The sequence below is a fragment of the Citrobacter sp. CK188 genome (assembly GCF_030333525.1).
Lineage (GTDB): Bacteria > Pseudomonadota > Gammaproteobacteria > Enterobacterales > Enterobacteriaceae > Citrobacter_B > Citrobacter_B koseri.
In genome coordinates this window covers 62183-88429 of sequence record NZ_JAOWFU010000033.1, presented here as the reverse complement: position 1 = coordinate 88429, position 26247 = coordinate 62183, and the positions used below count along the sequence as shown (strand labels likewise).

Genomic DNA, 26247 nt, shown 5'->3' with positions numbered 1-26247 from the left:
CAGGCCTGTTCAAGGATAACGTGTAGATTACGCTTGCGTGATACTTTGCAGATCCCTCAGCATCCTTCTGAGGCACTTAAGTTTGTTTTTATCCCGTATAACGCTCCAGAACTTGCTCAACTGAAAGAGCGTCTTATCCCCAAAGCCGTCAATAACTTTGAAGCGGTACTCCTGACGAGCATCGTCCCAGGCATAAACAATATTTTTGCAATGCAGCGAGTTGATAATGACGTCTGTATGAATAAACCACGCTAAAAAAGCGTTGAGCTTACTGAATTTCTCTGCGTCCAGTTCGTTGTGCTTTGCAAGGTCATACAATGTTCTGGCAATGTTGCCCTGTTGGTCATGCTCTTTGACGATAACCTGCCCAATCCCTTTATCCGTCTCCACTAGCCCTTCAATTTTCTGGATGAAGAGCGAGTCGGTTTCGTCGCGCGGCTTGCACTCTTTGACGTCCCGATAGACTTCACGAAGCTTACTTTTATATTTGGGAATGCTCGGGATGACGACTTTGATCAGTAGTTGATGATTGTGCGGATGCTGAAAGACGTAACGATCGTTCCCTCTGGCCAGTAAATCATTTTCGGTCAAGGTAAGCTTTTTCATACAGTGTTGACTCATAAAAGAAAAAAACAGACTGGCCCATGCAAACGAAGAGATGGCGTTACGTCATGTCCTGGTTACAGCCGAGACAGTTTAATGTTAATAACCTAAACGGCAGGTCAATGAGTCATGAAGTCGGCGGACGGTTCACGTCCGCCGGAAGGCTATCAAAACGTCACGTTCACTTTGCCCCAGAATGTTCTTCCCGGTTCATTCACTGACGTATTCGCGGAGTAACCAAAGCTGCTGTTACCGGCAAGGTTCAGATGTTCGCTGTAGGCTTTATCAAACAGGTTATCAACGCCCGCGCTGAGTTTCACAGACTTGTTCAGCCGGTAGGCCGCATTCGCGGAGAAGATGGCGAACCCCGCGCTGCTATCAAAATCTTTACCCACGACGTTCCCTTCGTTAATCGCGACGCGATGCTGGCTGCTGACCAGACGCAGCAGACCGGTACTGCTCCAGTCGCCGCGTTCCCATGTCAGACCCAGGCGCGCTTCAAGCGGCGGTATCTGCGGCAATGGCTGATGGTCATCGGTATTTCGCCCCCAGGAATAAGCAAGGCTGGCATCGGTTTTCCATGTTTCGGTCAATTGATAGCCGATGCCCGCTTCTCCCCCCATGATGGTCGCATTGACGTTATCAACCTGACTTATACGGGGATGATGAGGGTCGTAACGGAACAGAATAAAATCATTAACCCGGCCAATATAGGCAGAAACCCAGCCGTTAAGACGCTTACCGGTATACTGCGCGCCAATATCAAGCTGAGTCGTCTTTTCCGTTTTGACGTTATCGAAAACATCTGCCGACCCGCCAGGGCCATAGGTGGGAGAAAAAAGCTCCCAGTAGTCGGGGAAACGCTCGGTATAGCCGATCCCCGCGTAAAACATCACGGGCATCTCCGCCAGATTATGCTCAACGCGCACAAACCCGGCCGGTAGTAGATCCGTGCGCTGCGAGGAGCCGGTGTCAGTGAAATTGTCCACCAGCACGCGATCAAGACGCGCGCCGCCTGTCACTTTGCTTTGCTCCGTCGCAAGCCAGGTCAATTCACTGAATAAACCATAGTCGTGAAAACGGGCGTCTTTGTCCCAGCGATCATCGTCTTTACTGCGATGCGTGCTCAGTTGCGTATCAACGCCGCTGCGTAACTCATAGTCTGACCACAACCACGTTCCCATCATCCGTCCGCCAACGGTACGGCGATCCAGCTGCATTGCCATTGGCATACTCATCGAATGCATGGCAGAACCGTGTTCCATTGCCGAACCCATGCTTCCTGACATATTCATGCCGGGAGCGCGCAGCGAGTAGTTATCCATAACGTGATTCGCATAGTTGTAGTAGATATTTGCTTCTAACTTATCAAATACCTCGCCGATGCCGGATTTTTCAAACCGCATCCCCAGGCTTTCACGCCTGAACCGGGAACCGTCCATACTGCGCCCGGCATAGCGGGCTTCACCGTCGCCTTTACCCGCCGTCATTTCCAGCAGCGTGTCTTTGTCTGGCGTCCAGCCCAGCGCCATATCGCCGTTCCATTTATCCCATTTCGACGGCACGCGGTCGCCATTGCCATCTTTGTAGTCACCCGCCCGGGATTTGTTGCCGATAAGCCGTAAATAACCGTCCTCACTTCCCAGACTGATGTCCGCATTTTCATCCCAGCGGTTATTCGAGGCGGCAAGGACGCTGGCCGTCCCCTGAATACCGGGTTTATCAAAACGCGGCTGTTCCCGGTCAAAGCGGAGGGTTCCCGCAGAGTTGCCCGGCCCCCAGAGCACGGTTTCCGGCCCCTTTATCAGGGTCAGCACATCAAAACTTTCCGGGGAGATATAAGAACTCGGCGCATCCATACGTGCCGGGCAGGCTCCCGGCATTTCGCCGTTATCGGTCAAAATTCGCAGACGAGAGCCAAACATCCCGCGAAAGACCGGATCGCCGTTTGTCCCACCATTGCGAATTTGCGAGAACCCAGGGATCGTTTTCAGATAATCAGAGCCATCGCTGGCGGGAACGGGCTGACGAGGCGTTTTTGGCGACGTGACGATTTCCAGCGGAGAAGCGACCGGCGCGGTCACAATCATTACCGAATCATCCGCCATTTTTGCATGATCGTGCTGTTCGCTTGCCCACGCCGCCTTTGCGGTCAGCGCGATCAGAACCAGAGAGGCCAGAGGAGTAAGCCCGAAGTATTGCCGTTTCATAACATTCCTTACTGTTTTTCAGGCGCAACGACGCATTGCCCGTCAAAAGGGCAAAACGCTACGCAATGTCTGTTTTTTTATTGTTTAAAACGAAAACGGAAATACAGCAGGCGGCGCGCGAGCGCGCTGAGGCGCCCACGGGCGGAAGATAACGGAAAGGTGTAATGGCCGTACCGAACAACAGATAACAAACAGCAGCAACAGCCAGAGCAAGAACACCAGCGCAAACTGGACAAACGGCAGATGTACCAGCAACTGGCAGTACCCGCAGACGATCTCTTCCACGGGCGACATCGCTTTGCCAGACATCATCTGGTGAGCGACCGAAAGAGAAGGCTCACACGGCGCAGAAGCCGCCATGTCATGGTGCGAGTCTGACGACATCATCACCATTGAGTGCGACGAGTGCTCACAGTCGGCCTGGCGGGCAATTGATTTTGAAATAACGGGCGCAATAAACAACATGGCGACGGCAAATAATGCCAGCCATGCTGTTATTCGGTTGATTCGCGTTCGCCCGTGCAAAACGTTACCCGGAGTTGAGGTGTTTGTCAGATTGTAACTGATTTACATTCGCAATATCACAACTAATTACAGGGGAACAGGTGATTCATAGCCCCACACATCACATCTCGCTCCCCTGACCTCGCTAAAACTTATAGTGTTCTTTACTCAGGCCATATTTCTTCATTCTGAGATAGAGCTTTTTACGGGGAATTTGCAGGTACTCTGCCACTTCGTTAATGCGCCCCTGATGGATATTCAGCGCTTCGGTGATGATCTGCCGTTCAACGTCTTCAACCCGCTGGTCAAGCGGCGTCGGCTCACCGACGTGCATCTGTGGATTCGCCGTTTCCGCGAGCGGCAATACCCCCACGGCAAACAGTTCGGCGGCGTTCGCCAGTTCACGGACGTTGTTCGGCCACACCCGGCGCATCATTCCCTTCAGCAGGTCGTTATCCACCTCCGGCACCGGATGATTCAGCCGCTGACAGGCTTTCTGCAAATAGTGATGGAACAACGGCCCGATATCATCAGGTCGCTGTGACAGGGGCTGACAGGCGATTTGCGTCATGGCAAAACAGTAATAAAGCTCCGCTACAATCTGGTTGCTGGCCGCCAGTTCCACCAGCGAAGCGTTGCCGATACCGATCAGGCGAAAAGGCCGCCGCTCCAGACTCTGCAACTGCACCAGTTGATGCTGCTGTTCGCGGGTCAGATTCTCCGGGTGACTTAATACCAGCGTCCCGCCCTGAACCTGCGCGATAAGCTCATTAAGTTTTTGGGCACTGGCAGGGGTCAGTTCGCAGTAAATAAAAGGGCCCCCGGCGTTACGCCCCAGCTGGTGCAAATAGCGCGCGCCGGTCATGCGGCCGGTTCCCGGTTCGCCGTAAAGCCAGACCGCAATATCCGTTTCTGCCAGTTGCTGTAAGCGCTGACGATACTGATGCGTCCATTGGCTGCGCCCAATTAGCTCAACCTGCAACTTCTGCTGGCAGTACTGGCGACGCGCTATCACCGATTGCCTATGGCGTAACGCCGCCTCAACCAGCGAGAGTAACTTGCCCGGGTCTACCGGCTTTTGCAGGAAGTCCCAGGCCCCTTTTTTCACCGCATCCACCGCCATAGGCACATCGCCATGCCCGGTGATAAGCAGAATCGGCAGTTGCTCGTCATCCTGATGAAACAGCGTCATCAAATCGATGCCGGAGCAGCCAGGCATGCAGACATCGCTCAACACGATACCGGGCCAGTCCTTCTGCACCCACTCCCGCGCATCAAAGGGATTATTGCAGACACAGACGCGATAGCCCGCCTGCTCAAGCAGCTGTGTATAGGCATCAAGCACATCAGCATCATCATCAATCAGCAGAATCGAACATTCATTACTCAACATCTTTTACATCCGTCACATTGAATTGCAGCACCACGCAGGCATTTCGCGTCAACGTGGACGCCAGGCGCAACGCGCCTTCCATTTGCGTCATCAGCGAAACACAAATCGAAAGCCCAATGCCCAGCCCCACATCTTTACTGGTCGTAAACGGCTTCAGTAATGAGGGTAGCAAGGCCGCAGGCCAGCCGGGGCCATTGTCGGCAATCAACACGCACAGCGTGTCGCCCTGAATTTGCCAGCTCACCGTAATTGCCGCCGCGTTCGGGCAGGCGTCGAGCGCATTCGCCAGCACGTTCACCAGCACCTGCTGGATGCGTACTTCATCACCGCTGACCCAAACGGTTTCATCCGGTATCGCGAGCGCCCCCTGCTGAGGCTTATGGCGCATAGCCAGCAGTTCCCACGCCGCCGTAAACGTCTGGCGTAAATCAACCGGATGCAGCGGCGTTTCCAGTTCAGCACGACGGGTAAACTGGCGCAGCGAGCGGATAATCGCGTCAATGCGGTTAATCAGCCCTTCCGCTTTGCTTAACGTCGTTCGCGCCTGTTCCGTCTGCCCCTGTTCAATCGCCCGCCCCGCCGTAAACAGATACATCGACAGCGCATTCAGCGGCTGGTTGATCTCATGCGCCAGCGTGGTCATCGTCTGCCCGACCACCGCCAGTTTTGCCGTCTGGATCAGCTCGTCCTGGGTGGCGCGCAAATCGGCCTCAATCGCTTTTCGCTCGGCGATCTCCTGCTCAAGTTGCTGTTTTTGCGCGTTAAGCTGACCCAGCGTGTGGCGAAGCAAACCCGCAATGCGCCCCAGCTCATCCCGCCCATACACCGGAATCGTGGCATCCGTCCGCCCTAAACCAATCTGCACCACCGCCTGATTCAGCGCGATAAAGCGTTTCACCAGCCGCGAACGGATAAAATAATGGTTCAACACCCACGCCAGCAGCAGCGCCAGCAGCGTCGCCACCAGAATCAACCCGCCGCTAACGCGGACAATCTGCTCCATACGCTGATTAAACATCTGCATTTGCTGGTGACTGCTGCCAAGCTGGGCCTCAAGCAGCGTCCTGAAGCGCCCCAGCGTCGCTTCTCTGGCACGGCTGGCATCCACTAACGCTTTTTGCGCGGCGACATAGTCGCGCATGGTGTCCGGCATTTTATTTTTCACCATGCCAATTTCCAGCAGCTCATCAATGGTTTGTCGCAGGGTGATCGTGCTCGGCCAGTCATTCAGCGCACGAATATTTTCATCCGCCGTTTTTTTCAGGTTTTCGAGATAGCGGATATGCGTCTCAACCAGCATGCCATCATCATTTCCAGACTTCAGTTCATTGAGCCTGTCGCGCAGGTCGTCAACAATTTGATTCTCGATGCGCGCCAGCGTATAGACCTGCTGCTGCTCGTTCTGTACTTCACGGGAGCGTTTCAGGTACTGCGCCGCATCGCCTTGCCGGGCTTCAATCTGATCCAGCAGCGTTCCCTGCTGCCAGGTGAAATCCTGCACCAGAGAATTCAGTTCGGTGGTGAAATCGTCGTGCAGCCAGTCAATACGCGCAGACAGCTCCCCCACCTTTTCACGTACCAGAAACATGTTGTAGAGCACGCGATCCAGTTCCGCCAGCAGCGCGCGGCTGTCCTGCAAAATCACCGCCAGCTGCTGGCGTTCTGCGGGTGACAGCCCCTGGCTCAGCCGCTCGATTCTATCCAGATGTTGAATAATCTGGTTGCGCAGTTGCAGGCGCACCGTAGTGTTCGGCGCCAGCAAAAACTCATTCAACTGATCCACCACCAGATTGAGATTCCCTTCAATCAGAAAAGCAGAATGGATGCGGGGAAAATATTCATCCAGCGAATAGCGTATTTGCGAGCTTTGCTCATGCCATGAATAGAGGCTGACGCTGCTGACTATCAGCGTCAGCAACGCGCCCATCAGGAAAGCGCCCCGTAAACTGCTGCTGATGCTGATTTGCCGCAGACGTTGCAGCATTGACCCGCCCTTCATTTCAGTTCTTCCAGTTTATTGATCGCCTGACGCTGGTTGTTGAGAAACCAGATCTGCCACTCCATCATTTGCTGCTCAGCAAAGCTCTTATTGTCGAACTGTGCCAGCCAGGCTTCATCTTCGCTGCTTGCCGGATCGACCGGCACACGGGTTAACAGCGCGCGTATTTCAGGCAACGGACGCTTAAGACGGGCTTCCGCGCTGTGCAGCGCTCGCCAGGCATCTTTCAACTGGGCGAGACGAAAGCTGATTGCCGTATCAAACATACGCTGAACCAGACGCTGACGTTTCAGGATCAGCCGATAATTTAACGGCGGTTGATTCATCAGCACCGCCTGTTGCGCTGCCCGTGGGTTTCCTGCCGCCAGCGGCGTAACCGGATATTTCCCCGTATTGGCGTCAGCGAGGATCCGCTGCCCTTCCGGGCTTAGCAGATAGCGAATAAAACGCCGCGCTTCGCTGGCATGCTGGCTGTTTTTGAGTACCGCGACATAGGTGGGCGAAACGGCCGACTGCGGAAAGTAGGTAAAGGCCAGATGAGGATCGCTCAGCAGCAGATTGGCATAGTTATCAATCACCGGGCCGGCCACGCCCAGCCCGCTTTTTATTTTATCTGCCACGCCAAAGCTGCGTGATGAAATCGTCACGAGGTTTCCTGCACTCGCCAACAACGTTTCCCATCCCTGCGCCCAGCCTTTTTGTTGCAACAGCGCCTCCACCATCAGGTGGTTGGTATCCGAGCGCGATGGGCTGCTCATCAACAGCGCCCCCTGATATCTGGGGTCGGTCAGGTCGTCCCAGCCCGTTGGCGAAGGCAGATGCCGTGCAGTCAGCGCCGAGCGATTAATCAGCAAACCGAATCCCGAGATAGCCACGGCAACGGAGGTTGAACGGATCGATTCCGGCACCAGATGTTGACTGACTGACGGCGCACCGTTGAACGGCGCCAGTTTTTGATGTTCCTGAAGATGCTGAAGCAACATCGGCGACGAGGTCAGAATCAGATCAACGTTTTCCGCATTTGCCGTATCAAGCAACTGTTCCAGCGAGGCGCTGGTGCGATTGAGCGTGCGAATCATCACCGACCCCGGCTCCGTCTGCCAGCGCTGGATAATCCACGCGGTGGCGCTGGGGGAAAATGTTGTCGCCATCACCAGTTCATTGCTTTGCGCCGCACAGGGTCTGAACAACGCGGTCAGCAGCAGCAACGCGAACGTTTTGCTAACCATCCCGCCCCGACGAAGAAACATGTTTGTGATCCCGTTCATAAATATTGAGATATCGAAAAAATAGCGTTGAGACAAAACTTACCCGTTTGTGACGATTAGCGGATGAATAACCACTATCGTAAAAATATTCGTGCTGGCATCCGAAAATACCAGCAAAGATTACCAGATAATGAATGTGGAATTTGTTAATATCCGCACAAGCCAGACATAAAATCAGCGCCTGATTAATTACGCCGCATTTCACTCATTCAAAACGTGTCGAAAATAACCTTTCAATTCATCATTTTGAGTCAATTTTGACACATTTCATCGACTTGAGTTTCATCGCCGCTTATTTCACTCTTCATGCCGAATACTCCTGATGTTCATACCAATATAAAATACAGGTGACGACATGTTATCAATATTTAAAACAGGGCCATCGGCGAATAAAGTTCCTGCTGAGAAAATTCAGGCAACTTATGGTCGATACCGTATGCAGGCGCTGCTTAGCGTATTTCTGGGCTATCTGGCGTACTATATTGTGCGCAATAACTTCACATTATCCACGCCTTACCTGAAAGAACAGTTAGACCTGAGCGCCACGCAGATCGGTTTGCTCAGCAGCTGTATGCTCATTGCGTACGGAATCAGCAAAGGCGTCATGAGCAGCCTCGCAGATAAAGCCAGCCCGAAAGTCTTTATGGCCTGCGGCCTGGTGCTGTGCGCTATCGTAAACGTCGGATTGGGGTTCAGTACCGCATTCTGGATCTTCGCTGCGCTGGTTGTCCTGAACGGCCTGTTTCAGGGGATGGGCGTCGGCCCCTCTTTTATCACTATCGCTAACTGGTTCCCGCGTCGGGAGCGTGGACGTGTGGGGGCGTTCTGGAACATTTCGCATAACGTTGGCGGCGGGATTGTCGCCCCGATCGTAGGTGCCGCGTTTGCAATCCTCGGCAGTGAACACTGGCAGAGCGCCAGCTACATTGTTCCGGCCTGCGTGGCGGTGGTTTTCGCCCTGATTGTACTGCTGCTTGGTAAAGGCTCGCCGCGTGAGGAGGGCCTGCCTGCGCTGGAAGAGATGATGCCGGAAGAGAAAGTGGTGCTGAAGACCAGACACGCCGTAAAAGCGCCGGAGAACATGAGCGCATTCCAGATCTTCTGCACGTACGTGCTGCGTAACAAAAACGCCTGGTATGTCTCCCTTGTGGACGTGTTCGTCTATATGGTGCGCTTCGGCATGATCAGCTGGTTGCCTATCTACCTGCTGACGGTGAAACATTTTTCCAAGGAACAGATGAGCGTCGCCTTCCTGTTTTTTGAATGGGCGGCCATTCCTTCTACCCTGCTGGCCGGCTGGCTCTCCGACAAACTGTTCAAAGGGCGTCGGATGCCGTTAGCCATGATCTGTATGGCGCTGATCTTCGTCTGCCTGATCGGTTACTGGAAAAGTGAATCTCTGCTGATGGTGACGGTTTTCGCGGCGATTGTTGGCTGCCTGATTTACGTCCCGCAGTTTCTGGCCTCCGTCCAGACGATGGAAATTGTTCCCAGCTTTGCCGTAGGTTCAGCCGTTGGCTTACGCGGATTTATGAGCTACATCTTTGGCGCCTCGTTAGGCACCAGCCTGTTTGGCGTGATGGTGGATAAAATGGGCTGGCACGGCGGTTTCTATCTGCTGATGGGCGGGATCGTCTGCTGCATTCTGTTCTGCTATCTCTCTCATCGCGGCGCGCTGGAACTTGAGCAACAGCGTAAGAACACTCAGCAGGAAGACGCCTCTTTAACACTGGCCGACGCACAATAATCACCTACACCAGGGAAAAGAAAACCCCGGATAGCTTTTGTTATCCGGGGTTCGGCATGATCTGAAAGAAGCGGGATACGATATTCTTTGACACAAAAACAAAGGGGCTACCTTTCGGTAACCCCTTGTTTAATCTGGCGGAAGCGCAGAGATTCGAACTCTGGAACCCTTTCGGGTCGCCGGTTTTCAAGACCGGTGCCTTCAACCGCTCGGCCACACTTCCTGAATGAGGCGCACTATAAACATCCCGATGCGCCGTGTAAAGCCCGAATGTGTTCGTTTGCCTGAAAAACAGGCAAAAAGCTGTTAATAGCCTGAAATAACAACAAATTGACCATTTATTCAGCATAAAAAAGAGGCCCGGCGGCAAATGTTCCGTTGCGCCTCTTTTATTATGCGCTCATCATCAACCTTTACTGCCGCCTCTTCTCCCCCGTCACGTTTTATGTCGGGTGGGTTTCGCGACAACGCCTGAAATAACATGCTTAACCTGTTAGAGATCAAATGCGTAAAGATGGGTAAAACCGCTGTGTGATTATCAGCGGTTTTATTATCCTCTTTCGCTAACTACATCTGTCATAAGAGAGTGACTCATGGATCGTATTATTACTTCTTCACGCGACCGCACATCGCTACTCAGCACCCATAAAGTGCTGCGCAATACCTATTTCCTGCTGAGCCTGACGCTGGCGTTCTCTGCGATCACCGCCACCGCCAGTACGGTGCTGATGCTGCCGTCTCCAGGTCTCATTCTGACTCTGGTAGGCATGTACGGTCTGATGTTCCTGACCTATAAAACGGCGAATAAACCCACCGGTATCCTGTCGGCGTTCGCCTTTACCGGCTTCCTGGGCTACATTCTTGGCCCGATTCTCAATGCCTACCTCTCAGCGGGTATGGGCGATGTTATCGGCATGGCGCTGGGCGGTACGGCACTGGTCTTCTTCTGCTGCTCCGCTTATGTCCTGACAACGCGTAAAGACATGTCCTTCCTGGGCGGTATGCTGATGGCGGGTATCGTTGTGGTGTTGATTGGCATGGTTGCGAATATCTTCCTGCAACTGCCTGCGCTGCATCTGGCCATCAGCGCGGTGTTTATCCTGATCTCTTCCGGGGCAATCCTGTTCGAGACCAGCAACATCATCCGTGGCGGTGAGACGAACTACATTCGCGCAACGGTCAGCCTGTATGTCTCTCTGTACAATATCTTCGTCAGCCTGCTGAGCATTCTGGGCTTCGCCAGCCGCGATTAAGATATAAGAACGCATTAACCAGGCCCCGCTTATGCGGGGCTTTGTTTTTTGGTAAACTGGCGCCAGTTTGACTAACGCTGTGAAGAATTTATGTTGATCTTTGAAGGCAAAGAAATCAGTACGGATAGCGAAGGCTATTTAAAAGAGACGGCGGAATGGAGCGAGCCTCTGGCAGTCGCGATTGCTGAAAAGGAAGGTATTACCCTCTCTCCTGAACACTGGGAAGTGGTGCGTTTTGTGCGTGATTTCTACCTGGAGTTTAATACGTCTCCGGCCATCCGTATGCTGGTGAAAGCAATGGCGAATAAGTTTGGCGAAGAAAAAGGCAACAGCCGCTACCTGTATCGCCTGTTTCCGAAAGGCCCGGCAAAGCAGGCAACGAAGATTGCTGGCCTGCCTAAACCGGTGAAATGTATTTAATAGCGGATACGGAAACCTGTTAACTCCTCGCCAGGGCGATGTGGCTCACTCAGAACCCTGTCTACCCTGGCGCTACGCGGCCCGCCATCCTTCAGCCACTTCATCAGTTTGTCCACCTGTTCACTTTCGCCACAGGCCACCACCTCCACGCTTCCATCATCCAGATTGCGCGCATAGCCCGTCAGCCCCAGACGCTGCGCTTCATGCTGCGTGGTATAGCGAAAACCAACGCCCTGAACCCGACCGTGTACCCAGGCGATTATGCAAACTTTCGACATTGTTGTGCTCCTTATCATCGCGGGGCGCGTTGCAAATCCTCGCAAAACTCAGGACAATGGCGCCCATTTCTTTGATTCGACAGAATAGCAAATTATGAGTGTACGTTTAGTGTTAGCCAAAGGGCGCGAAAAATCTTTACTTCGTCGCCATCCGTGGGTCTTTTCCGGTGCCGTAGCCCGAATGGAAGGTAAAGCCAGCCTCGGTGAAACCATCGATATTGTTGACCATCAGGGTAAATGGTTAGCGCGCGGCGCCTATTCTCCCGCCTCGCAAATTCGTGCACGCGTCTGGACATTCGATCAGGCGGAATCCATCGACATTGCGTTCTTCACTCGTCGTCTGCACCAGGCGCAACAGTGGCGCGACTGGCTGGCGAAAAAAGACGGGCTGGACAGCTACCGTCTGATCGCCGGTGAATCCGATGGCTTGCCGGGCATCACTATCGACCGCTTCGGTAACTTCCTGGTTCTGCAACTATTGAGCGCAGGTGCGGAATATCAACGCGCCGCGCTGATCAGCGCATTGCAAACGCAGTATCCCGAATGTGCGATCTACGACCGCAGCGACGTCGCCGTGCGTAAAAAAGAAGGGATGGAACTCACCCAGGGGCCTGTCACTGGCGAACTGCCGCCGGCCCTGCTGCCCATTGAAGAGCATGGCATGAAGCTGCTGGTGGATATTCAGGGGGGTCATAAGACAGGCTATTACCTCGATCAGCGTGACAGCCGCCTGGCGACACGTCGCTATGTGGAAAACCAGCGCGTGCTGAACTGCTTCTCCTATACCGGCGGTTTTGCCGTGTCGGCACTGATGGGCGGTTGCCGTCAGGTGGTGAGCGTTGATACATCGCAGGAAGCGCTGGATATCGCGAAGCAAAACGTTGAGCTGAACAAACTGGATCTGAGCAAAGCCGAGTTTGTGCGTGACGATGTGTTCAAACTGCTGCGCACCTATCGCGATCGTGGAGAGAAATTCGACGTCATCGTGATGGACCCACCGAAGTTCGTCGAAAATAAAAGCCAACTTATGGGGGCCTGTCGCGGCTATAAAGATATCAACATGCTGGCTATCCAGTTGTTGAATCCGGGCGGCGTGCTGTTGACGTTCTCCTGTTCCGGCCTGATGACCACAGATTTATTTCAGAAAATCATTGCAGATGCCGCAATAGATGCCGGTCGTGATGTACAATTTATAGAGCAGTTCCGTCAGGCTGCCGATCATCCGGTGATCGCTACCTACCCGGAAGGGCTGTATCTGAAAGGGTTTGCCTGTCGCGTCATGTAACTTGAAAAGTGGAATGTTACCCTCATATTGAGAGTATCTATTTCCCGGGAGGTGACTATGATTGCCAGCAAATTCGGTATCGGCCAGCAGGTCCGCCATTCCCTGTTAGGTTACCTCGGAGTGGTCGTGGATATCGACCCGGAATATTCGCTTGATGAACCGTCACCTGATGAGCTGGCGGTTAACGACGAACTTCGCGCCGCTCCCTGGTATCACGTGGTGATGGAAGATGATGAAGGCCAGCCTGTACATACCTATCTGGCTGAAGCCCAGTTAAGCAGTGAAACGCAAGATGAGCATCCCGAGCAACCCTCGATGGATGAACTGGCGCGCACTATTCGCAAACAGCTGCAAGCGCCGCGTCTGCGCAACTGATTCAACGTAAAATGCCCGATAGCGCGACGCTTATCGGGCTTACACGCTATGTCTGAGCCCTTATTTCGCCAGCCCTAAACGCGGAATCTCTATTGCCGGACAGCGATCCATCACGACTTTCAATCCCGCATTTCGCGCCAGCACGGCGGCCTGCTCATTAATTACGCCCAGTTGCATCCATAAGGTCCTCGCGCCAATGGCGATAGCTTCCTGCGCGACGCCCCATGCGGCTTCTGAATTACGGAAGACATCAACCATATCGACCCTTTCCGGTATGTCCGTCAGCTTCGCATAGCCTTTCTGCCCCAACAACGTGGTTCCGGCCACCTTCGGCGAGACAGGAATAACGTGGTAGCCCTGGTCGAGTAAATATTTCATCACACGGTAACTTGGGCGCTCGGGCTTATCACTTGCCCCCACCAGCGCGATGGTACGCGTGGACGTCAAAATGCCAGCGATATCGGTCTCTTTCATCATCTTTCTCCAGGCTGTTTTGCAAAGTGTACGACAAACCTGACATTGCAACCATTCATCCCATACGGACGTATGAGAGCAAAAGCTAAAAATATGTCTATATGTTAGTAAACATGATTAGCGAAAAATTTTGATACATTATTAACCGGGCGGTTTTTGGACAGGAGAACCCTATGAAAACCGGCATTATAACCATGTTATTCGTTCTGTATTTGCCGGTAACCGCCTTTGCCACGACCCTTCGTCTTTCAAATGACATTGACCTTTTAGTGTTAGACGGCAAAAAAGTCTCCAGTTCATTGCTGCGCGGCGCGGACAGCATCGAACTGGACAACGGCCCTCATCAGCTTGTGTTTCGCGTTGAGAAGACCATTCGCCTGTCCAGCCACGAGGAACGACTCTACATTTCTCCCCCGCTGGTGATCAGCTTTAACACGCAACTCATCAGCCAGGTCAATTTTCATCTTCCGCATCTGGAAACCGAACGAGAAGCCGCGCATTTTTCCACCACGCCGCGTCTGGAACTGCTGGACGGCGACGCAATGCCGATTCCGGTCAAACTGGATATTCTGGCAATCACCTCGACCGCCAAAATCATTGATTACGAAACCGAAACCGAGCGCTACAACAAAGCCGATAAACGCGCCTCCTTGCCGCAGTTCGCCACGATGATGGCCGATGACAGCACGCTGCTTTCCGGGATCTCTGAGCTGGACGCCGTTCCGCCGCAGTCTCAGGCACTCACGGAGCAGCGACTCAAATACTGGTTCAAACAAGCCGATCCGCAAACGCGTAATAACTTCCTGCAATGGGCGGAAAAACAACCGCCCTCCTGACATTTTATGTCGACGCTGGCGAGTATGACGAGTCGGCGCGCATTTTTTTCGTCTTTCTCTTGCAGCGTCAAGCGCTTCCAGTACTCTGTAGCAAGGTTAACTACGGAATTGAACTATGGAACTGACGACTCGCACCTTGCCTGCGCGCAAACACATTGCTCTGGTGGCGCACGACCACTGCAAACAGATGTTAATGAGCTGGGTGGAACGCCACCAGCCGCTGCTGGAAAAGCACGAGCTTTATGCCACAGGCACAACCGGAAACTTAATTCAACGCGCCACGGGTATGAACGTTAACGCGATGCTGAGCGGCCCGATGGGCGGCGATCAGCAGGTCGGCGCCCTGATCTCTGAAGGGAAGATTGATGTGCTGATTTTCTTCTGGGACCCGCTCAATGCCGTTCCGCACGATCCAGATGTGAAGGCGCTCCTGCGTCTGGCTACGGTGTGGAACATTCCGGTCGCCACCAACGCGTCTACGGCTGACTTTATTGTCCAGTCTCCCCATTTTAACGATGCCGTGGATATCCTGATCCCGGATTATCAACGTTACCTGGCTGAACGCCTGAAATAACGCTCCCACAGGCGGCACAAGCCGCCTGCTCTTAAGGCTTCCTCGCCACCGGCACGTCCAGATGCTTAAGATCGTCCACAAAGCGCGACGGATTCTCTTTGTTAAATAACAACCAGACCCGATGCCGGGCGCGCGTCAGCGCCACATACAGCAGTCGCCGCTCTTCCGCATCCGGGAAATCCTCCACCTGCGGCAGTAATGCTTCTTCCATAATCGACTCGCGCGCAGGCGCCGGGAAACCATCACTGCCTTCCTGTAACCCGACAATAATCACATAGTCAGCCTGCTGACCCTTACTGGCATGGATGGTCATAAAATCCAGTTGCAGCTTAGGCCAGCGGGTCGCCGCTTTTTCAAGACTGGCTGGTTTCAGATGGTGGTAGCGCGCCAGCACCAGAATGCGCTCATCCTCTTTCGCATATCCTGAAAGCTTATCCAGCAAGGCATCCAGCTGGTTTTCATCCAGTAACGTTACCGCTTTCTTATCGCCCGCCGTCAGACTGTTAAGCGGCTTTTTGAGCTGATGCGGATTTTGTTGGATAAAACGATTGGCGATTTCGCCAATGCGCCCGTTAAAACGGTAGGTTGTATCGAGGTCACAGCGATCGCCCTCGCCAAAAGTGTGATGAAACGCGGTCGTTAAAGAGAGCTGCGCCCCGCTGAAACGGTAAATCGCCTGCCAGTCATCGCCAACGGCAAACAGCGTGGTATGCGAATTTTGTTTGCGCAGCGCCGCCAGCAATGCCGCACGCTGCGGGGAGATATCCTGAAATTCGTCCACCAGAATATGTTTCCAGGGACTGATAAAACGCCCCTTTTCCAGGATAACGATCGCCTGGTGGATAAGCCCGGAGAAATCGACGGCGTTTTCCTCTTTCAGCGCGCCTTTCCACGCTTTCAGCAACGGCGCCATCAATTTGATGCGCTTACTGAACAGATCGCGAATCTCCTCAGGCGCACTGGCGATCATCTCAGCCTGAGCGCCGCCATGCATTCGCATCAGGCTCACCCAACGGTCCAGCCGGGAGGCCAGACGGCGCTGTAGCTTTTCATCATCCCAGAAATTGCCCTCAGGCAGCGGCCATTGCATTTCCTCTTCCAGCCACTGCCGCCACCCTTTCGCCTGCGCTTTTTTCTCGCTGCACTGCTGACGCCAGGTTTTGATAAACAGTTTATGTCGCGCGGCAGCGTCATTTTCCAGTTTGCTGATGGTCGGGACTTTCTTACTCCCCTGCTGAATGATATGCAGCGCCAGGGCGTGGAACGTACGGGCGGCGATCGCGTCCGTATGCAATCTTTCACGAATGCGTTCGTCCATCTCCTCTGCGGCCTTGCGGCCAAAGGCCAGCAGCAGAATTTGCTCAGCCGCCGCTTCCCCCCTGGCTAACAGCCAGCCTGCGCGCGCGACCAGCACAGACGTCTTACCGCTCCCGGCTCCCGCAAGCACCAGCAAAGAATGTTCACCATTGACCACTGCTCTGGCCTGCGCCGGATTCAGCGGCGAGGACTCAATGTTCTGGAAGAAGTCGGCATATTCCGTCAGCATCACCTCGGTATAGGCCTGATTGTGCTGCTGGCGGCATCCCTCGATATCGTTCAACCATGCCAGACAGCTACGCCAGACATCGCGGCAGTTCTCAAACTCCTCCAGGCGATTAACCGGCAGCGGTAACGCAGCAAAAGCGCGGCGAATGTGTTGCTGTAATCCTGACGTTTGCTCGCGCGTTAACCACCGTTTTTCTCCGGTTCGCTCGGCAATAAGATCCCGTTGTTCCTGTAAAACCCGGGCCGCCACCTCGCTCATCTCCTGGCTCCAGCGCTGCCAGTGCGCATCCAGGTAGTGATGAAAACGCTGCGTCTCTACCCATTCAGTACCGTGCAGACGCACCACTTTGTCATCCGGGAGGACAAACTCAAGCTCCCCCCACACCAGTCCCCGTTTACAATGAATAGCCAGTAACTGATTGAATGGAATAAGATACTCGTGGCGATCGCCCGAGACTTTAATACCGGCATTGAGAATAACGGCCCGATCGTACGGGTGTTGCGCCAGACGTTTTCCAAGAGAAGTTGCTTTCAGTTCCATGACTCAGCGAATCCAGACGAAGAGTATTTCTTGTCAGTGTAACCGCCAGAGAAAACGTGCTCCAGCCCAAAAAAACGTTACAATTGCCTGCAATCACAGAAAACCAGAGTTAGCCGAGGGTTTATGCGTACTGTTCTGAATATTTTAAATTTTGTATTGGGTGGTTTTGCCACCACTCTGGCCTGGCTGCTGGCCACGCTCGTCAGCATCGTGCTCATTTTCACATTACCGTTAACCCGCTCATGTTGGGAGATTACAAAACTTTCGCTGCTTCCCTACGGCAATGAGGCCGTTCATGTCGACGAGCTGAACCCGGCAGGGAAAAGCACGCTGTTGAATACCGGCGGTACGGTACTCAATGTTTTCTGGCTGATCGTCTTTGGCTGGTGGCTCTGCCTGATGCACATCGCCTCCGGCATTGCGCAATGCATTACGATCATCGGCATTCCCGTCGGCATCGCGAATTTTAAAATCGCCGCCATTGCGCTCTGGCCGGTAGGACGTCGCGTGGTTTCCGTAGAGACAGCTCGCGCGGCGCGTGAAGCCAGTGCGCGTCGCCGCTTTGAGTAATCAGGACTGATGGCCTTTATGTTAAGTCCCTTGCTCAAACGCTATACCTGGAACAGCACCTGGCTGTATTACGTTCGCATTTTTATCGCGCTATGCGGCACAACGGCCCTGCCCTGGTGGCTGGGCGATGTCAAACTCACCATACCGTTAACGCTCGGTATGGTCGCCGCCGCCCTGACCGATCTGGATGATCGTCTCACCGGGCGTCTGCGCAATTTAATCATCACATTAATCTGTTTTTTTATCGCCTCCGCTTCCGTGGAACTGCTCTTTCCCTGGCCGTGGCTGTTCGCGATTGGATTAACGCTCTCTACCAGCGGATTTATTCTGCTCGGCGGTTTAGGGCAGCGTTACGCCACCATTGCTTTCGGGGCGCTGCTTATCGCTATTTACACGATGCTGGGCACCTCGCTTTACGACCAGTGGTATCAACAGCCCATTCTGCTCCTTGCTGGCGCCGTATGGTACAACCTGCTGACGCTGACCGGGCATCTGCTCTTCCCGATTCGCCCCCTACAGGATAATCTGGCGCGCAGCTACGAACAGCTTGCACGCTACCTGGAGTTGAAGTCGCGCTTGTTTGACCCGGATATCGAGGATGAAAGCCAGGCGCCGCTGTATGATTTAGCGCTGGCCAACGGACAACTGATGGCGACGCTGAATCAGACGAAAGTCTCTCTTCTTACTCGCTTACGCGGCGACCGGGGGCAACGGGGAACCCGTCGCACGCTGCACTACTATTTTGTCGCGCAGGATATTCACGAGCGTGCAAGCTCATCGCATATTCAGTATCAGACGTTGCGCGATCATTTCCGCCACAGCGACGTGATGTTCCGTTTCCAGCGCCTGATGTCGATGCAGGGGCAAGCCTGTATGCAGCTCTCACGCTGTATATTACTGCGTACGCCTTATCAGCATGATCCACACTTTGAACGCGCGTTTACCCATATTGATGCGGCGCTCGAACGTATGCGCGCCGCTGGAGCATCTGCTGACTTACTCAAAACACTGGGCTTTTTATTGTCCAATCTGCGGGCGATTGATGCGCAACTGGCGACGATTGAATCCGAGCAGGCGCAGGCAATGCCGCGCAGCGAATCAGAAAACCTGCTTGCCGACGACAGTCCTCACGGATTCAGTGATATCTGGCTACGTCTGAGCCGTAACTTCACTCCCGATTCAGCGCTATTTCGCCACGCGGTGCGTATGTCGCTGGTGCTCTGCGTCGGTTACGCGCTGATCCAGATTACCGGCATGACTCACGGTTACTGGATCCTGCTCACCAGCCTGTTCGTCTGCCAGCCTAACTATAACGCCACGCGGCACCGGCTGGCGCTGAGGGTCATCGGGACGCTGGTCGGCGTCGCCATTGGTATACCAATCTTGTGGTTTGTCCCCTCGCTTGAAGGCCAGTTGATACTGCTGGTCATCACCGGCGTCCTGTTTTTTGCTTTTCGAAACGTACAGTATGCCCATGCGACGATGTTCATCACCCTGCTGGTGCTACTCTGTTTTAACCTGCTGGGTGAAGGCTTCGAAGTTGCCTTGCCGCGCGTGATCGATACGCTGATCGGCTGTGCGATCGCGTGGGCCGCCGTCAGCTTTATCTGGCCCGACTGGCGCTTTCGTAACCTGCCGTGTGTCCTGCAACGGGCCACGGATGCGAACTGCCGCTACCTGGACGCGATCCTTGAGCAGTATCATCAGGGGCGTGATAACCGGCTGGCCTACCGCATTGCCCGCCGTGACGCCCACAACCGTGATGCCGAGCTGGCCTCGGTGGTGTCGAATATGTCCAGCGAACCCGATGTCACTGCCGAAACTCGTGAGGCGGCGTTTCGGTTACTCTGCCTCAATCATACCTTTACCAGCTATATCTCTGCTCTGGGCGCGCATCGCGAACAGCTCACCAACCCGGATGTTCTGGCGCTGCTGGATGATGCTGTGTGTTATGTCGATGATGCGCTTCACCATCAACCCGCCGATGAACAGCGCGTTCACCAGGAGCTGGCAAGCCTGAAAGAGCGGATTCAGCACCTGGAGCCAAAACCAGACAGTAAAGAACCCCTGGTGGTGCAACAAGTCGGCCTGCTCATTGCATTACTGCCTGAGATCGGTCGTTTACAGCGGCAAATCACGCCGTCGCCTTCTGGTGCTCCGGCGTAAGCGACTGCGCCCACTCAGCAAGCTCCTGGCGGCGTACCGCCGGGAGCGCCGCTTCATGTACGCCAGCGATTGCCCCTTCTAACGCATAGAGAGTTTTCACCGTCAGCAGCTTATTGCTCTCTCTTAGCCGCAGCCAACACATTTTTGCGCCGAGTATCCGCAATGTGTTTTCATCATTAATTCCGGCCTCATGCAGAAGGTTCTCCAGATGAAACGTCACGTTTGGCAGATTCTTCAATCGACGTTGTGAAAAACGGGTACGTTTTTCTTTTATGGCTGCATCCAGCGAATACTGCGATAAAAGCACCAGCTGTTGTTGATCGCGCCATAAGCTTTCATCCACCCGGTAATAATTCAACATAACGGGACGGCCACGTTTCATAAATGTTAACCAGACGGGGGAATGCTTCACGCAGTACGCGACGCTTTGCTCACAGGCGCGCAGGTATAGCTCTCCCTCAGCCACCATCGCAAACACCGTATCCTCGATTGTCAGGCTGTAGCTACCAAACAGCGAACGATAGTGAACCGTGCCCAGAGAGGCTAAATATTCTTGTGATTTATAGATCTTGTCATAGGAACGTAATTTCATAAAATCCCTTTTAAATCATAAAGTAAAAGAATGATTTGCAGTAACAGATCCGTTAATGACGAAAATAGGCAACTTATTCTCAGTGAGCAAGATGAATTTCATTTTTACGGCGACAACAGATAAAAATTGCGAGTCTGTTTCCGAAAATAGGGTTGATCTTTATTGGCGGCAGGGTTACTGTATATCCATACAGTAACTCACAGGGCTGGATTGATTATGTACACTTCAGGCTATGCAAATCGTTCTTCGTTGTTCTCTTCCACTGCGGGCAGCATTGCGCGCGTCTCTTCAGAGAACACCACCGCCGGGCTTATTAGCGAAGTGGTCTATCGCGAGGACCAGCCCATGATGACGCAATTACTGCTTTTACCGCTGCTGCAACAATTAGGTCAGCAATCACGCTGGCAACTCTGGCTGACGCCGCAACAAAAGCTGAGCCGGGAATGGGTTCAATCTGCGGGGCTGCCTTTAACAAAAGTGATGCAGATTAGCCAACTTTCTCCATGCCATACGCTGGAGTCGATGATTCGCGCATTGCGGACGGGCAACTACAGCGTCGTTATCGGCTGGCTGGCGGATGAGCTTAGCGAAGAAGAACACACCCGGCTTGTGCAAGCGGCAGATGAGGGAAATGCGATGGGATTTATCATGCGTCCTGTGAGCGCACACGCTCATGCCACGAGACACCATTCCGGGCTAAAAATTCACTCAAATTTATATCATTGAGTGAAATTAGGATTTATCCTGGAATTTTTTTTCTGCTCTTTCATCTGCTCTGAAGCTTAATACTTTTTGTGTGTGAATGCTTGTCAGAAGCGGTTTCCGCGATTTTTGCTGAGCGATTTCTCAGCAGGAAATGTTAAATATTATGTATACAAGCCTTTTTTTTTCATATGCCTGACGGAGTTCACACTTGTAAGTTTTCAACTACGTTGTAGACTTTACATCGCCAGGGGTGCTCGGCATAAGCCGCAGATATCGGTAGAGTAACTATTGAGCTGATCCCCCGGTGAAGGATTTAACCGTGTTATCTCGTTGGAGATATTCATGGCGTATTTTGGATGATAACGAGGCGCAAAAAATGAAAAAGACAGCTATCGCGATTGCAGTGGCACTGGCTGGTTTCGCTACCGTAGCGCAGGCCGCTCCGAAAGATAACACCTGGTACACTGGTGCCAAACTGGGCTGGTCTCAGTTCCATGATGTTGGCAACAACCAGATCGACAACAACGGCCCGACCCATGAAAGCCAACTGGGTGCCGGTGCGTTCGGTGGTTATCAGGTAAACCCGTACGTTGGTTTTGAAATGGGTTACGACTGGTTAGGTCGTATGCCATACAAAGGCAACACTCAAAACGGTGCATTCAAAGCTCAGGGCGTTCAGCTGACTGCTAAACTGGGTTATCCGATCACTGACGATCTGGATGTCTACACCCGTCTGGGTGGTATGGTTTGGCGCGCAGACGCTCAGAACAACACTGGCTTCAAAGATCACGATACCGGTGTTTCCCCAGTATTCGCTGGTGGCGTAGAGTACGCTGTAACGCGTGACATCGCTACCCGTCTGGAATACCAGTGGACTAACAACATCGGCGACGCAAACACCGTTGGCGGTCGTCCAGATAACGGCCTGCTGAGCGTTGGTGTTTCCTACCGTTTCGGCCAGCAGGAAGAAGCAGCTCCGGTTGCTCCAGCTCCGGCACCGGCTCCAGAAGTACAGACCAAGCACTTCACTCTGAAGTCTGACGTTCTGTTCAACTTCAACAAAGCAACGCTGAAACCAGAAGGCCAGCAGGCTCTGGATCAGATGTACAGCCAGCTGAGCAACCTGGACCCGAAAGACGGTTCCGTCGTGGTTCTGGGCTTCACTGACCGTATCGGTTCCGACGCTTACAACCAGGGTCTGTCCGAAAAACGTGCTCAGTCTGTTGTTGATTACCTGATCTCCAAAGGTATCCCGGCTGACAAAATCTCCGCACGCGGTATGGGCGAATCCAACCCGGTTACTGGCAACACCTGTGACAACGTGAAAGCTCGCGCTGCACTGATCGACTGCCTGGCCCCGGATCGTCGCGTTGAGATCGAAGTTAAAGGCGTTAAAGACGTTGTAACTCAGCCGCAGGCTTAAGTTTCCGTCTAATAAAAAACCCCGCAGTGCGGGGTTTTTTTCGTCTGAAACCAGAAGAAAGAAGAAACGAACCGCTACTCTTTCCCCAGTAATGCCTGCAAATCCTGCTTCAGGGTCGACATCTTGCTGGCGTATTTCTCTTTATGTTCCGCATCTTCAATCAACTGCACAATCGTTTCTGAAAGCGTTTTGCCACGTCGCTGCGCGAGTCCCGCCAGACGCTGCCAGACAATAAACTCCAGATCGATAGACTTCTTGCGCGTATGTTGATGCTCGGCATTAAAGTGTCGTTTACGCCGTGCTCGTATGGTCTGCTTCATACGGTTTAACAGCGCAGGATTCATATGCTCTTCAATCCAGGCATTTACCCGAACCGGTTCATTTTCGAGGGTTAGCAACAAATCAACGGCTTCTTTGGCAGCACTGGCTTCCACGTACCGGGTAATCAACTCCCCTTCGCGGTGCTTCTTCACCAGATACTTCCATTTCCAGCCGCTTTCAAGGTTTTCAAGTTGTTGATATTTCATTGCGCTCTCAACGTTACCGTGTAACTCCTATCAGAATATCAGTTTTTTGGGTATCTGAAGAAAAGAATATCCAGCCTGTGAACTCTCACGCGTCATCCTGCACGTTTACATTCGCTTTCCGCGTGTGCAGCGTTGCCTGTTACGGTATAATCGCGTTTTTTACAACAGACTAAAAAACCTCAACTTTGACCATTACGAAACTTGCATGGCGTGATCTGGTTCCTGATACCGACAGTTATCAGGAAATATTTGCACAGCCACACTTTACTGACGAAAGCGCCACCCTACTCAGCGATACTCAACCGCGACTGCAATTTGCGCTGGAACAACTTCTCCAGCCCTGGGCGTCGTCCTCTTTTATGCTGGCGAAAGCGCCGGAAGAGCCCGAGTATCTCACTCTCCTTTCTGATGCGGCCAGAACGTTGCAAGCCGATGCCGGTCAGCTGACCGGGGGCCATTACGAAATTTCGGGCCACACCATCCGTTATCGCGCAGCAGAAAAAGCAGAAGACAATTTTGCCACGTCGGCGCAGGTTGTCAGCGCTGACTGGGTTGAAGCCGAACAGCTGTTTGGCTGTCTGCGCCAGTTTAACGGCGAAATTACGCTGCAACCGGGTCTGGTGCATCAGGCTAACGGCGGCGTTCTGGTGATCTCCTTACGCACCCTTCTGGCGCAGCCGTTGCTGTGGATGCGTCTGAAGGCGATTGTCAGCCATAACCGATTCGACTGGGTCGCGTTTGACGAGTCGCGTCCGTTGCCGGTCTCTGTGCCGTCTATGCCGCTCAAGCTGAAAGTCGTGTTGGTCGGCGAACGTGAATCGTTAGCCGACTTCCAGGAAATGGAGCCGGAACTGGCTGAACAGGCGATTTACAGCGAATTTGAAGATAATCTGCAAATAGTGGATGCCGAAACCATGACCCAGTGGTGTCAGTGGGTTCAGCACACGCTTAAACGCAATAATCTGCCAGCGCCAACGCCTGATGCCTGGCAAGTGCTGGTACGCGAAGCCGTTCGCTACACGGGAGAACAGGACACGCTTCCACTGTGTCCGCTATGGATTTCCCGCCAGTTCAGAGAAGCCGCGCCGTTGTGCCAGGACGGGACATGCAGCGCCGAACAGCTCGCTCTGATGCTTGCCCAACGCGAATGGCGTGAAGGCTATCTTGCGGAGCGCATGCAGGACGAAATCCTGCAAGAGCAGATCCTGATTGAAACGGAAGGCGAGCGCATTGGTCAGATTAACGCTCTTTCCGTCATTGAATTTCCCGGCCATCCGCGCGCGTTTGGCGAGCCTTCACGCATCAGCTGCGTCGTTCATATTGGCGACGGTGAATTCACGGACATCGAGCGAAAAGCCGAGCTTGGCGGTAACATTCATGCCAAGGGGATGATGATCATGCAGGCTTTCCTGATGTCGGAACTACAGCTTGAACAGCAAATCCCGTTCTCCGCCTCGCTAACCTTTGAACAGTCCTATAGTGAAGTGGATGGCGACAGCGCCTCAATGGCAGAACTGTGCGCATTGATCAGCGCTCTGTCCAACGTGCCGGTTAATCAAAATATCGCGATTACCGGTTCCGTCGATCAGTTTGGACGCGCCCAGCCTGTTGGCGGCCTGAATGAAAAAATTGAAGGCTTTTTCACAATTTGTCAGCAGCGTGAACTGACGGGTAAACAAGGCGTTATTATTCCGGCGGCTAACGTGAGACACCTCAGCCTCCAGCCTGCGCTGTTGCAGGCCGTGGAAGAAGAGAAATTCAGCATCTGGGCGGTAGACGACGTAACAGACGCACTGCCGCTTCTGCTTAATCTGGTGTGGGATGGCGAAGGTCAGACAACATTGATGCAGACCATCCAGGAACGTATTGCCCAGGCTACACAACAGGAAGGACGTCATCGTTTTCCCTGGCCGCTACGTTGGCTAAACTGGTTTATACCGAACTGATCGGACTTGTTCAGCGTACACGTGTTAGCTATCCTGCGTGCTTCAATAAAATAAGGCTTACAGAGAACATGGTAGATAAACGCGAATCCTATACAAAAGAAGACCTTCTTGCCTCTGGTCGCGGTGAACTGTTTGGCGCTAAAGGCCCACAACTGCCGGCACCAAACATGCTGATGATGGACCGTGTCATCAAAATGACAGAGACTGGCGGTAACTTCGACAAAGGTTATGTTGAAGCTGAGCTGGATATCAATCCAGATCTCTGGTTCTTCGGATGCCACTTTATCGGCGATCCGGTTATGCCGGGCTGCCTGGGTCTGGACGCAATGTGGCAGTTGGTTGGATTCTATCTCGGCTGGCTTGGCGGCGAAGGTAAAGGCCGTGCGCTGGGCGTAGGTGAAGTGAAATTTACCGGTCAGGTTCTGCCAAGCGCGAAGAAAGTGACCTACCGTATTCACTTCAAACGTATCGTTAACCGTCGTCTGATCATGGGTCTGGCGGATGGCGAAGTTCTGGTTGATGGCCGTCTGATCTACACCGCCAACGACCTGAAAGTAGGTCTGTTCCAGGACACGTCAGCGTTCTGATCGCGGACATTTCCAGGTCTGATAAGCGTTGCCACAAGCACGGCGTGCCGGATGGCAGCGTAACCACGTTATCTGACCTGCCTGTAAAAAGGCGAAACCTCCGCACTGCGGAGGTTTCTTTTTTCTAAAGAGACAGAATCAGGCCATTACTACCCTGTCCGCCATGGCTTCTCGCCAACCTCCCAGCCAGTGCGACCTCTGATTCAGCGTCTGATAGGGACACATTTCTTTTGAGCGTCCGGCAATGCCGGCCTGATATCCACGTTGATGTGCCCGTTCCAGGCGATCTCGTTTTTGTCTCTTCATGCCTCGTTTCCCTCATCTTCATGTCTGGTGGAAAAGAAAACAGTGATTACGAAATGTGCAATCACAGTAAACGAATACCGCGAAAAAGTTGTCCCGTCAATGCGCAAAATTCACGCCATT

Annotated in this window: 25 protein-coding genes and 1 tRNA gene; 13 read left to right on the top strand and 13 right to left on the bottom strand. The window is 53.2% G+C overall.

What is annotated here, in order from left to right:
• Positions 1–27 precede the first annotated feature (27 nt).
• The 6 genes from OGV67_RS11925 to pgtC all read right to left on the bottom strand — a co-directional run bounded on the left by OGV67_RS11925 (position 28) and on the right by pgtC (position 7938).
• Entirely contained in the window at positions 28–606 is a 579-nt protein-coding gene (locus tag OGV67_RS11925) for a PhoP regulatory network YrbL family protein (protein ID WP_012132942.1), read from the bottom strand.
• A 164-nt stretch (positions 607–770) separates the two neighbouring features.
• Complete coding sequence (locus OGV67_RS11920; protein WP_115609408.1) at positions 771–2813, bottom strand: TonB-dependent copper receptor; 2043 nt, start codon at positions 2811–2813, stop codon at positions 771–773.
• Positions 2814–2897: 84 nt separating this feature from the next.
• On the bottom strand, positions 2898–3338 hold the full coding sequence (locus OGV67_RS11915) for a DUF2946 domain-containing protein (protein WP_047457698.1): 441 nt from the start codon (positions 3336–3338) through the stop codon (positions 2898–2900).
• 124 nt (positions 3339–3462) lie between these two features.
• On the bottom strand, positions 3463–4710 hold the full coding sequence (pgtA, locus tag OGV67_RS11910; RefSeq protein WP_049008883.1) for a two-component system response regulator PgtA: 1248 nt from the start codon (positions 4708–4710) through the stop codon (positions 3463–3465).
• Entirely contained in the window at positions 4700–6694 is a 1995-nt protein-coding gene (pgtB, locus tag OGV67_RS11905; RefSeq protein WP_374189571.1) for a two-component system sensor histidine kinase PgtB, read from the bottom strand. Before pgtB ends, pgtA begins: the two co-directional genes overlap by 11 nt.
• 11 nt (positions 6695–6705) lie before the next feature.
• Positions 6706–7938 (bottom strand): phosphoglycerate transport regulator PgtC, encoded by a 1233-nt coding sequence (pgtC, locus tag OGV67_RS11900; protein WP_181899703.1) that lies wholly within the window; start codon positions 7936–7938, stop codon positions 6706–6708.
• Between the two features lie 394 nt (positions 7939–8332).
• On the opposite strand from pgtC, the gene pgtP reads away from it, so the two are divergent.
• Entirely contained in the window at positions 8333–9724 is a 1392-nt protein-coding gene (pgtP, locus tag OGV67_RS11895; protein ID WP_024130464.1) for a phosphoglycerate transporter PgtP, read from the top strand.
• A gap of 135 nt (positions 9725–9859) precedes the next feature.
• Here pgtP and OGV67_RS11890 read toward each other — a convergent pair.
• Positions 9860–9947: transfer RNA gene (locus OGV67_RS11890), tRNA-Ser, on the bottom strand.
• 370 nt (positions 9948–10317) lie between these two features.
• Here OGV67_RS11890 and yccA point away from each other — a divergent pair.
• On the top strand, positions 10318–10977 hold the full coding sequence (yccA, locus tag OGV67_RS11885) for an FtsH protease modulator YccA (protein WP_012132952.1): 660 nt from the start codon (positions 10318–10320) through the stop codon (positions 10975–10977).
• A gap of 90 nt (positions 10978–11067) precedes the next feature.
• Positions 11068–11397 (top strand): sulfurtransferase TusE, encoded by a 330-nt coding sequence (gene tusE, locus OGV67_RS11880; RefSeq protein ID WP_012132953.1) that lies wholly within the window; start codon positions 11068–11070, stop codon positions 11395–11397.
• Here tusE and yccX read toward each other — a convergent pair.
• Complete coding sequence (yccX, locus tag OGV67_RS11875) at positions 11394–11675, bottom strand: acylphosphatase (RefSeq protein WP_012132954.1); 282 nt, start codon at positions 11673–11675, stop codon at positions 11394–11396. The genes tusE and yccX overlap by 4 nt on opposite strands.
• Before the next feature lie 94 nt (positions 11676–11769).
• Here yccX and rlmI point away from each other — a divergent pair, with 94 nt between their 5' ends.
• Together rlmI and hspQ are read left to right on the top strand one after the other, a co-directional pair.
• Positions 11770–12960 carry a 23S rRNA (cytosine(1962)-C(5))-methyltransferase RlmI gene (gene rlmI, locus OGV67_RS11870; RefSeq protein ID WP_049008455.1) on the top strand — a complete coding sequence of 397 codons (1191 nt, stop codon included), beginning with the start codon at positions 11770–11772 and terminating at the stop codon, positions 12958–12960.
• Between the two features lie 57 nt (positions 12961–13017).
• Positions 13018–13335 carry a heat shock protein HspQ gene (hspQ, locus tag OGV67_RS11865; protein WP_012132956.1) on the top strand — a complete coding sequence of 106 codons (318 nt, stop codon included), beginning with the start codon at positions 13018–13020 and terminating at the stop codon, positions 13333–13335.
• Positions 13336–13395: 60 nt separating this feature from the next.
• Here hspQ and OGV67_RS11860 read toward each other — a convergent pair whose 3' ends face one another.
• A complete protein-coding gene (locus OGV67_RS11860) occupies positions 13396–13809 on the bottom strand; it encodes a CoA-binding protein (protein ID WP_049008447.1) in 414 nt (137 codons plus the stop codon).
• A gap of 173 nt (positions 13810–13982) precedes the next feature.
• Between OGV67_RS11860 and OGV67_RS11855 the strand changes: the two genes are divergently transcribed.
• Positions 13983–14645, top strand: a complete 663-nt coding sequence (locus OGV67_RS11855; protein WP_012132958.1) for a DUF2057 family protein — start codon at positions 13983–13985, stop codon at positions 14643–14645.
• A 115-nt stretch (positions 14646–14760) separates the two neighbouring features.
• A complete protein-coding gene (mgsA, locus tag OGV67_RS11850; protein WP_012132960.1) occupies positions 14761–15219 on the top strand; it encodes a methylglyoxal synthase in 459 nt (152 codons plus the stop codon).
• A 31-nt stretch (positions 15220–15250) separates the two neighbouring features.
• Here mgsA and helD read toward each other — a convergent pair whose 3' ends face one another.
• Positions 15251–17305 (bottom strand): DNA helicase IV, encoded by a 2055-nt coding sequence (helD, locus tag OGV67_RS11845; RefSeq protein WP_200003532.1) that lies wholly within the window; start codon positions 17303–17305, stop codon positions 15251–15253.
• A 123-nt stretch (positions 17306–17428) separates the two neighbouring features.
• Here helD and OGV67_RS11840 point away from each other — a divergent pair, with 123 nt between their 5' ends.
• Positions 17429–17875, top strand: coding sequence for a YccF domain-containing protein (locus OGV67_RS11840; RefSeq protein WP_012132963.1), 447 nt, complete (start codon positions 17429–17431; stop codon positions 17873–17875).
• Between the two features lie 18 nt (positions 17876–17893).
• Positions 17894–20041, top strand: coding sequence for a YccS family putative transporter (gene yccS, locus OGV67_RS11835; RefSeq protein ID WP_024130467.1), 2148 nt, complete (start codon positions 17894–17896; stop codon positions 20039–20041).
• On the opposite strand, the gene OGV67_RS11830 is transcribed toward yccS, so the two are convergent.
• Entirely contained in the window at positions 20010–20633 is a 624-nt protein-coding gene (locus OGV67_RS11830) for a TfoX/Sxy family DNA transformation protein (RefSeq protein ID WP_071258272.1), read from the bottom strand. The genes yccS and OGV67_RS11830 overlap by 32 nt on opposite strands.
• A 216-nt stretch (positions 20634–20849) precedes the next feature.
• Here OGV67_RS11830 and sulA point away from each other — a divergent pair, with 216 nt between their 5' ends.
• Positions 20850–21359, top strand: coding sequence for an SOS-induced cell division inhibitor SulA (gene sulA, locus OGV67_RS11825; protein ID WP_049008471.1), 510 nt, complete (start codon positions 20850–20852; stop codon positions 21357–21359).
• A 355-nt stretch (positions 21360–21714) separates the two neighbouring features.
• Entirely contained in the window at positions 21715–22761 is a 1047-nt protein-coding gene (ompA, locus tag OGV67_RS11820) for a porin OmpA (RefSeq protein WP_047463714.1), read from the top strand.
• 74 nt (positions 22762–22835) lie between these two features.
• On the opposite strand, the gene matP is transcribed toward ompA, so the two are convergent.
• Complete coding sequence (gene matP / locus OGV67_RS11815) at positions 22836–23288, bottom strand: macrodomain Ter protein MatP (RefSeq protein ID WP_012132968.1); 453 nt, start codon at positions 23286–23288, stop codon at positions 22836–22838.
• A 185-nt stretch (positions 23289–23473) separates the two neighbouring features.
• Here matP and OGV67_RS11810 point away from each other — a divergent pair, with 185 nt between their 5' ends.
• Positions 23474–25234 carry an AAA family ATPase gene (locus tag OGV67_RS11810; protein WP_104868827.1) on the top strand — a complete coding sequence of 587 codons (1761 nt, stop codon included), beginning with the start codon at positions 23474–23476 and terminating at the stop codon, positions 25232–25234.
• A 68-nt stretch (positions 25235–25302) separates the two neighbouring features.
• Positions 25303–25821 carry a bifunctional 3-hydroxydecanoyl-ACP dehydratase/trans-2-decenoyl-ACP isomerase gene (gene fabA / locus OGV67_RS11805; RefSeq protein ID WP_012132970.1) on the top strand — a complete coding sequence of 173 codons (519 nt, stop codon included), beginning with the start codon at positions 25303–25305 and terminating at the stop codon, positions 25819–25821.
• Between the two features lie 138 nt (positions 25822–25959).
• Here the strand turns inward: fabA and rmf are convergent, their stop codons facing one another.
• Positions 25960–26127 carry a ribosome modulation factor gene (gene rmf / locus OGV67_RS11800; RefSeq protein ID WP_012905338.1) on the bottom strand — a complete coding sequence of 56 codons (168 nt, stop codon included), beginning with the start codon at positions 26125–26127 and terminating at the stop codon, positions 25960–25962.
• Between the last annotated feature and the right edge of the window lie 120 nt (positions 26128–26247).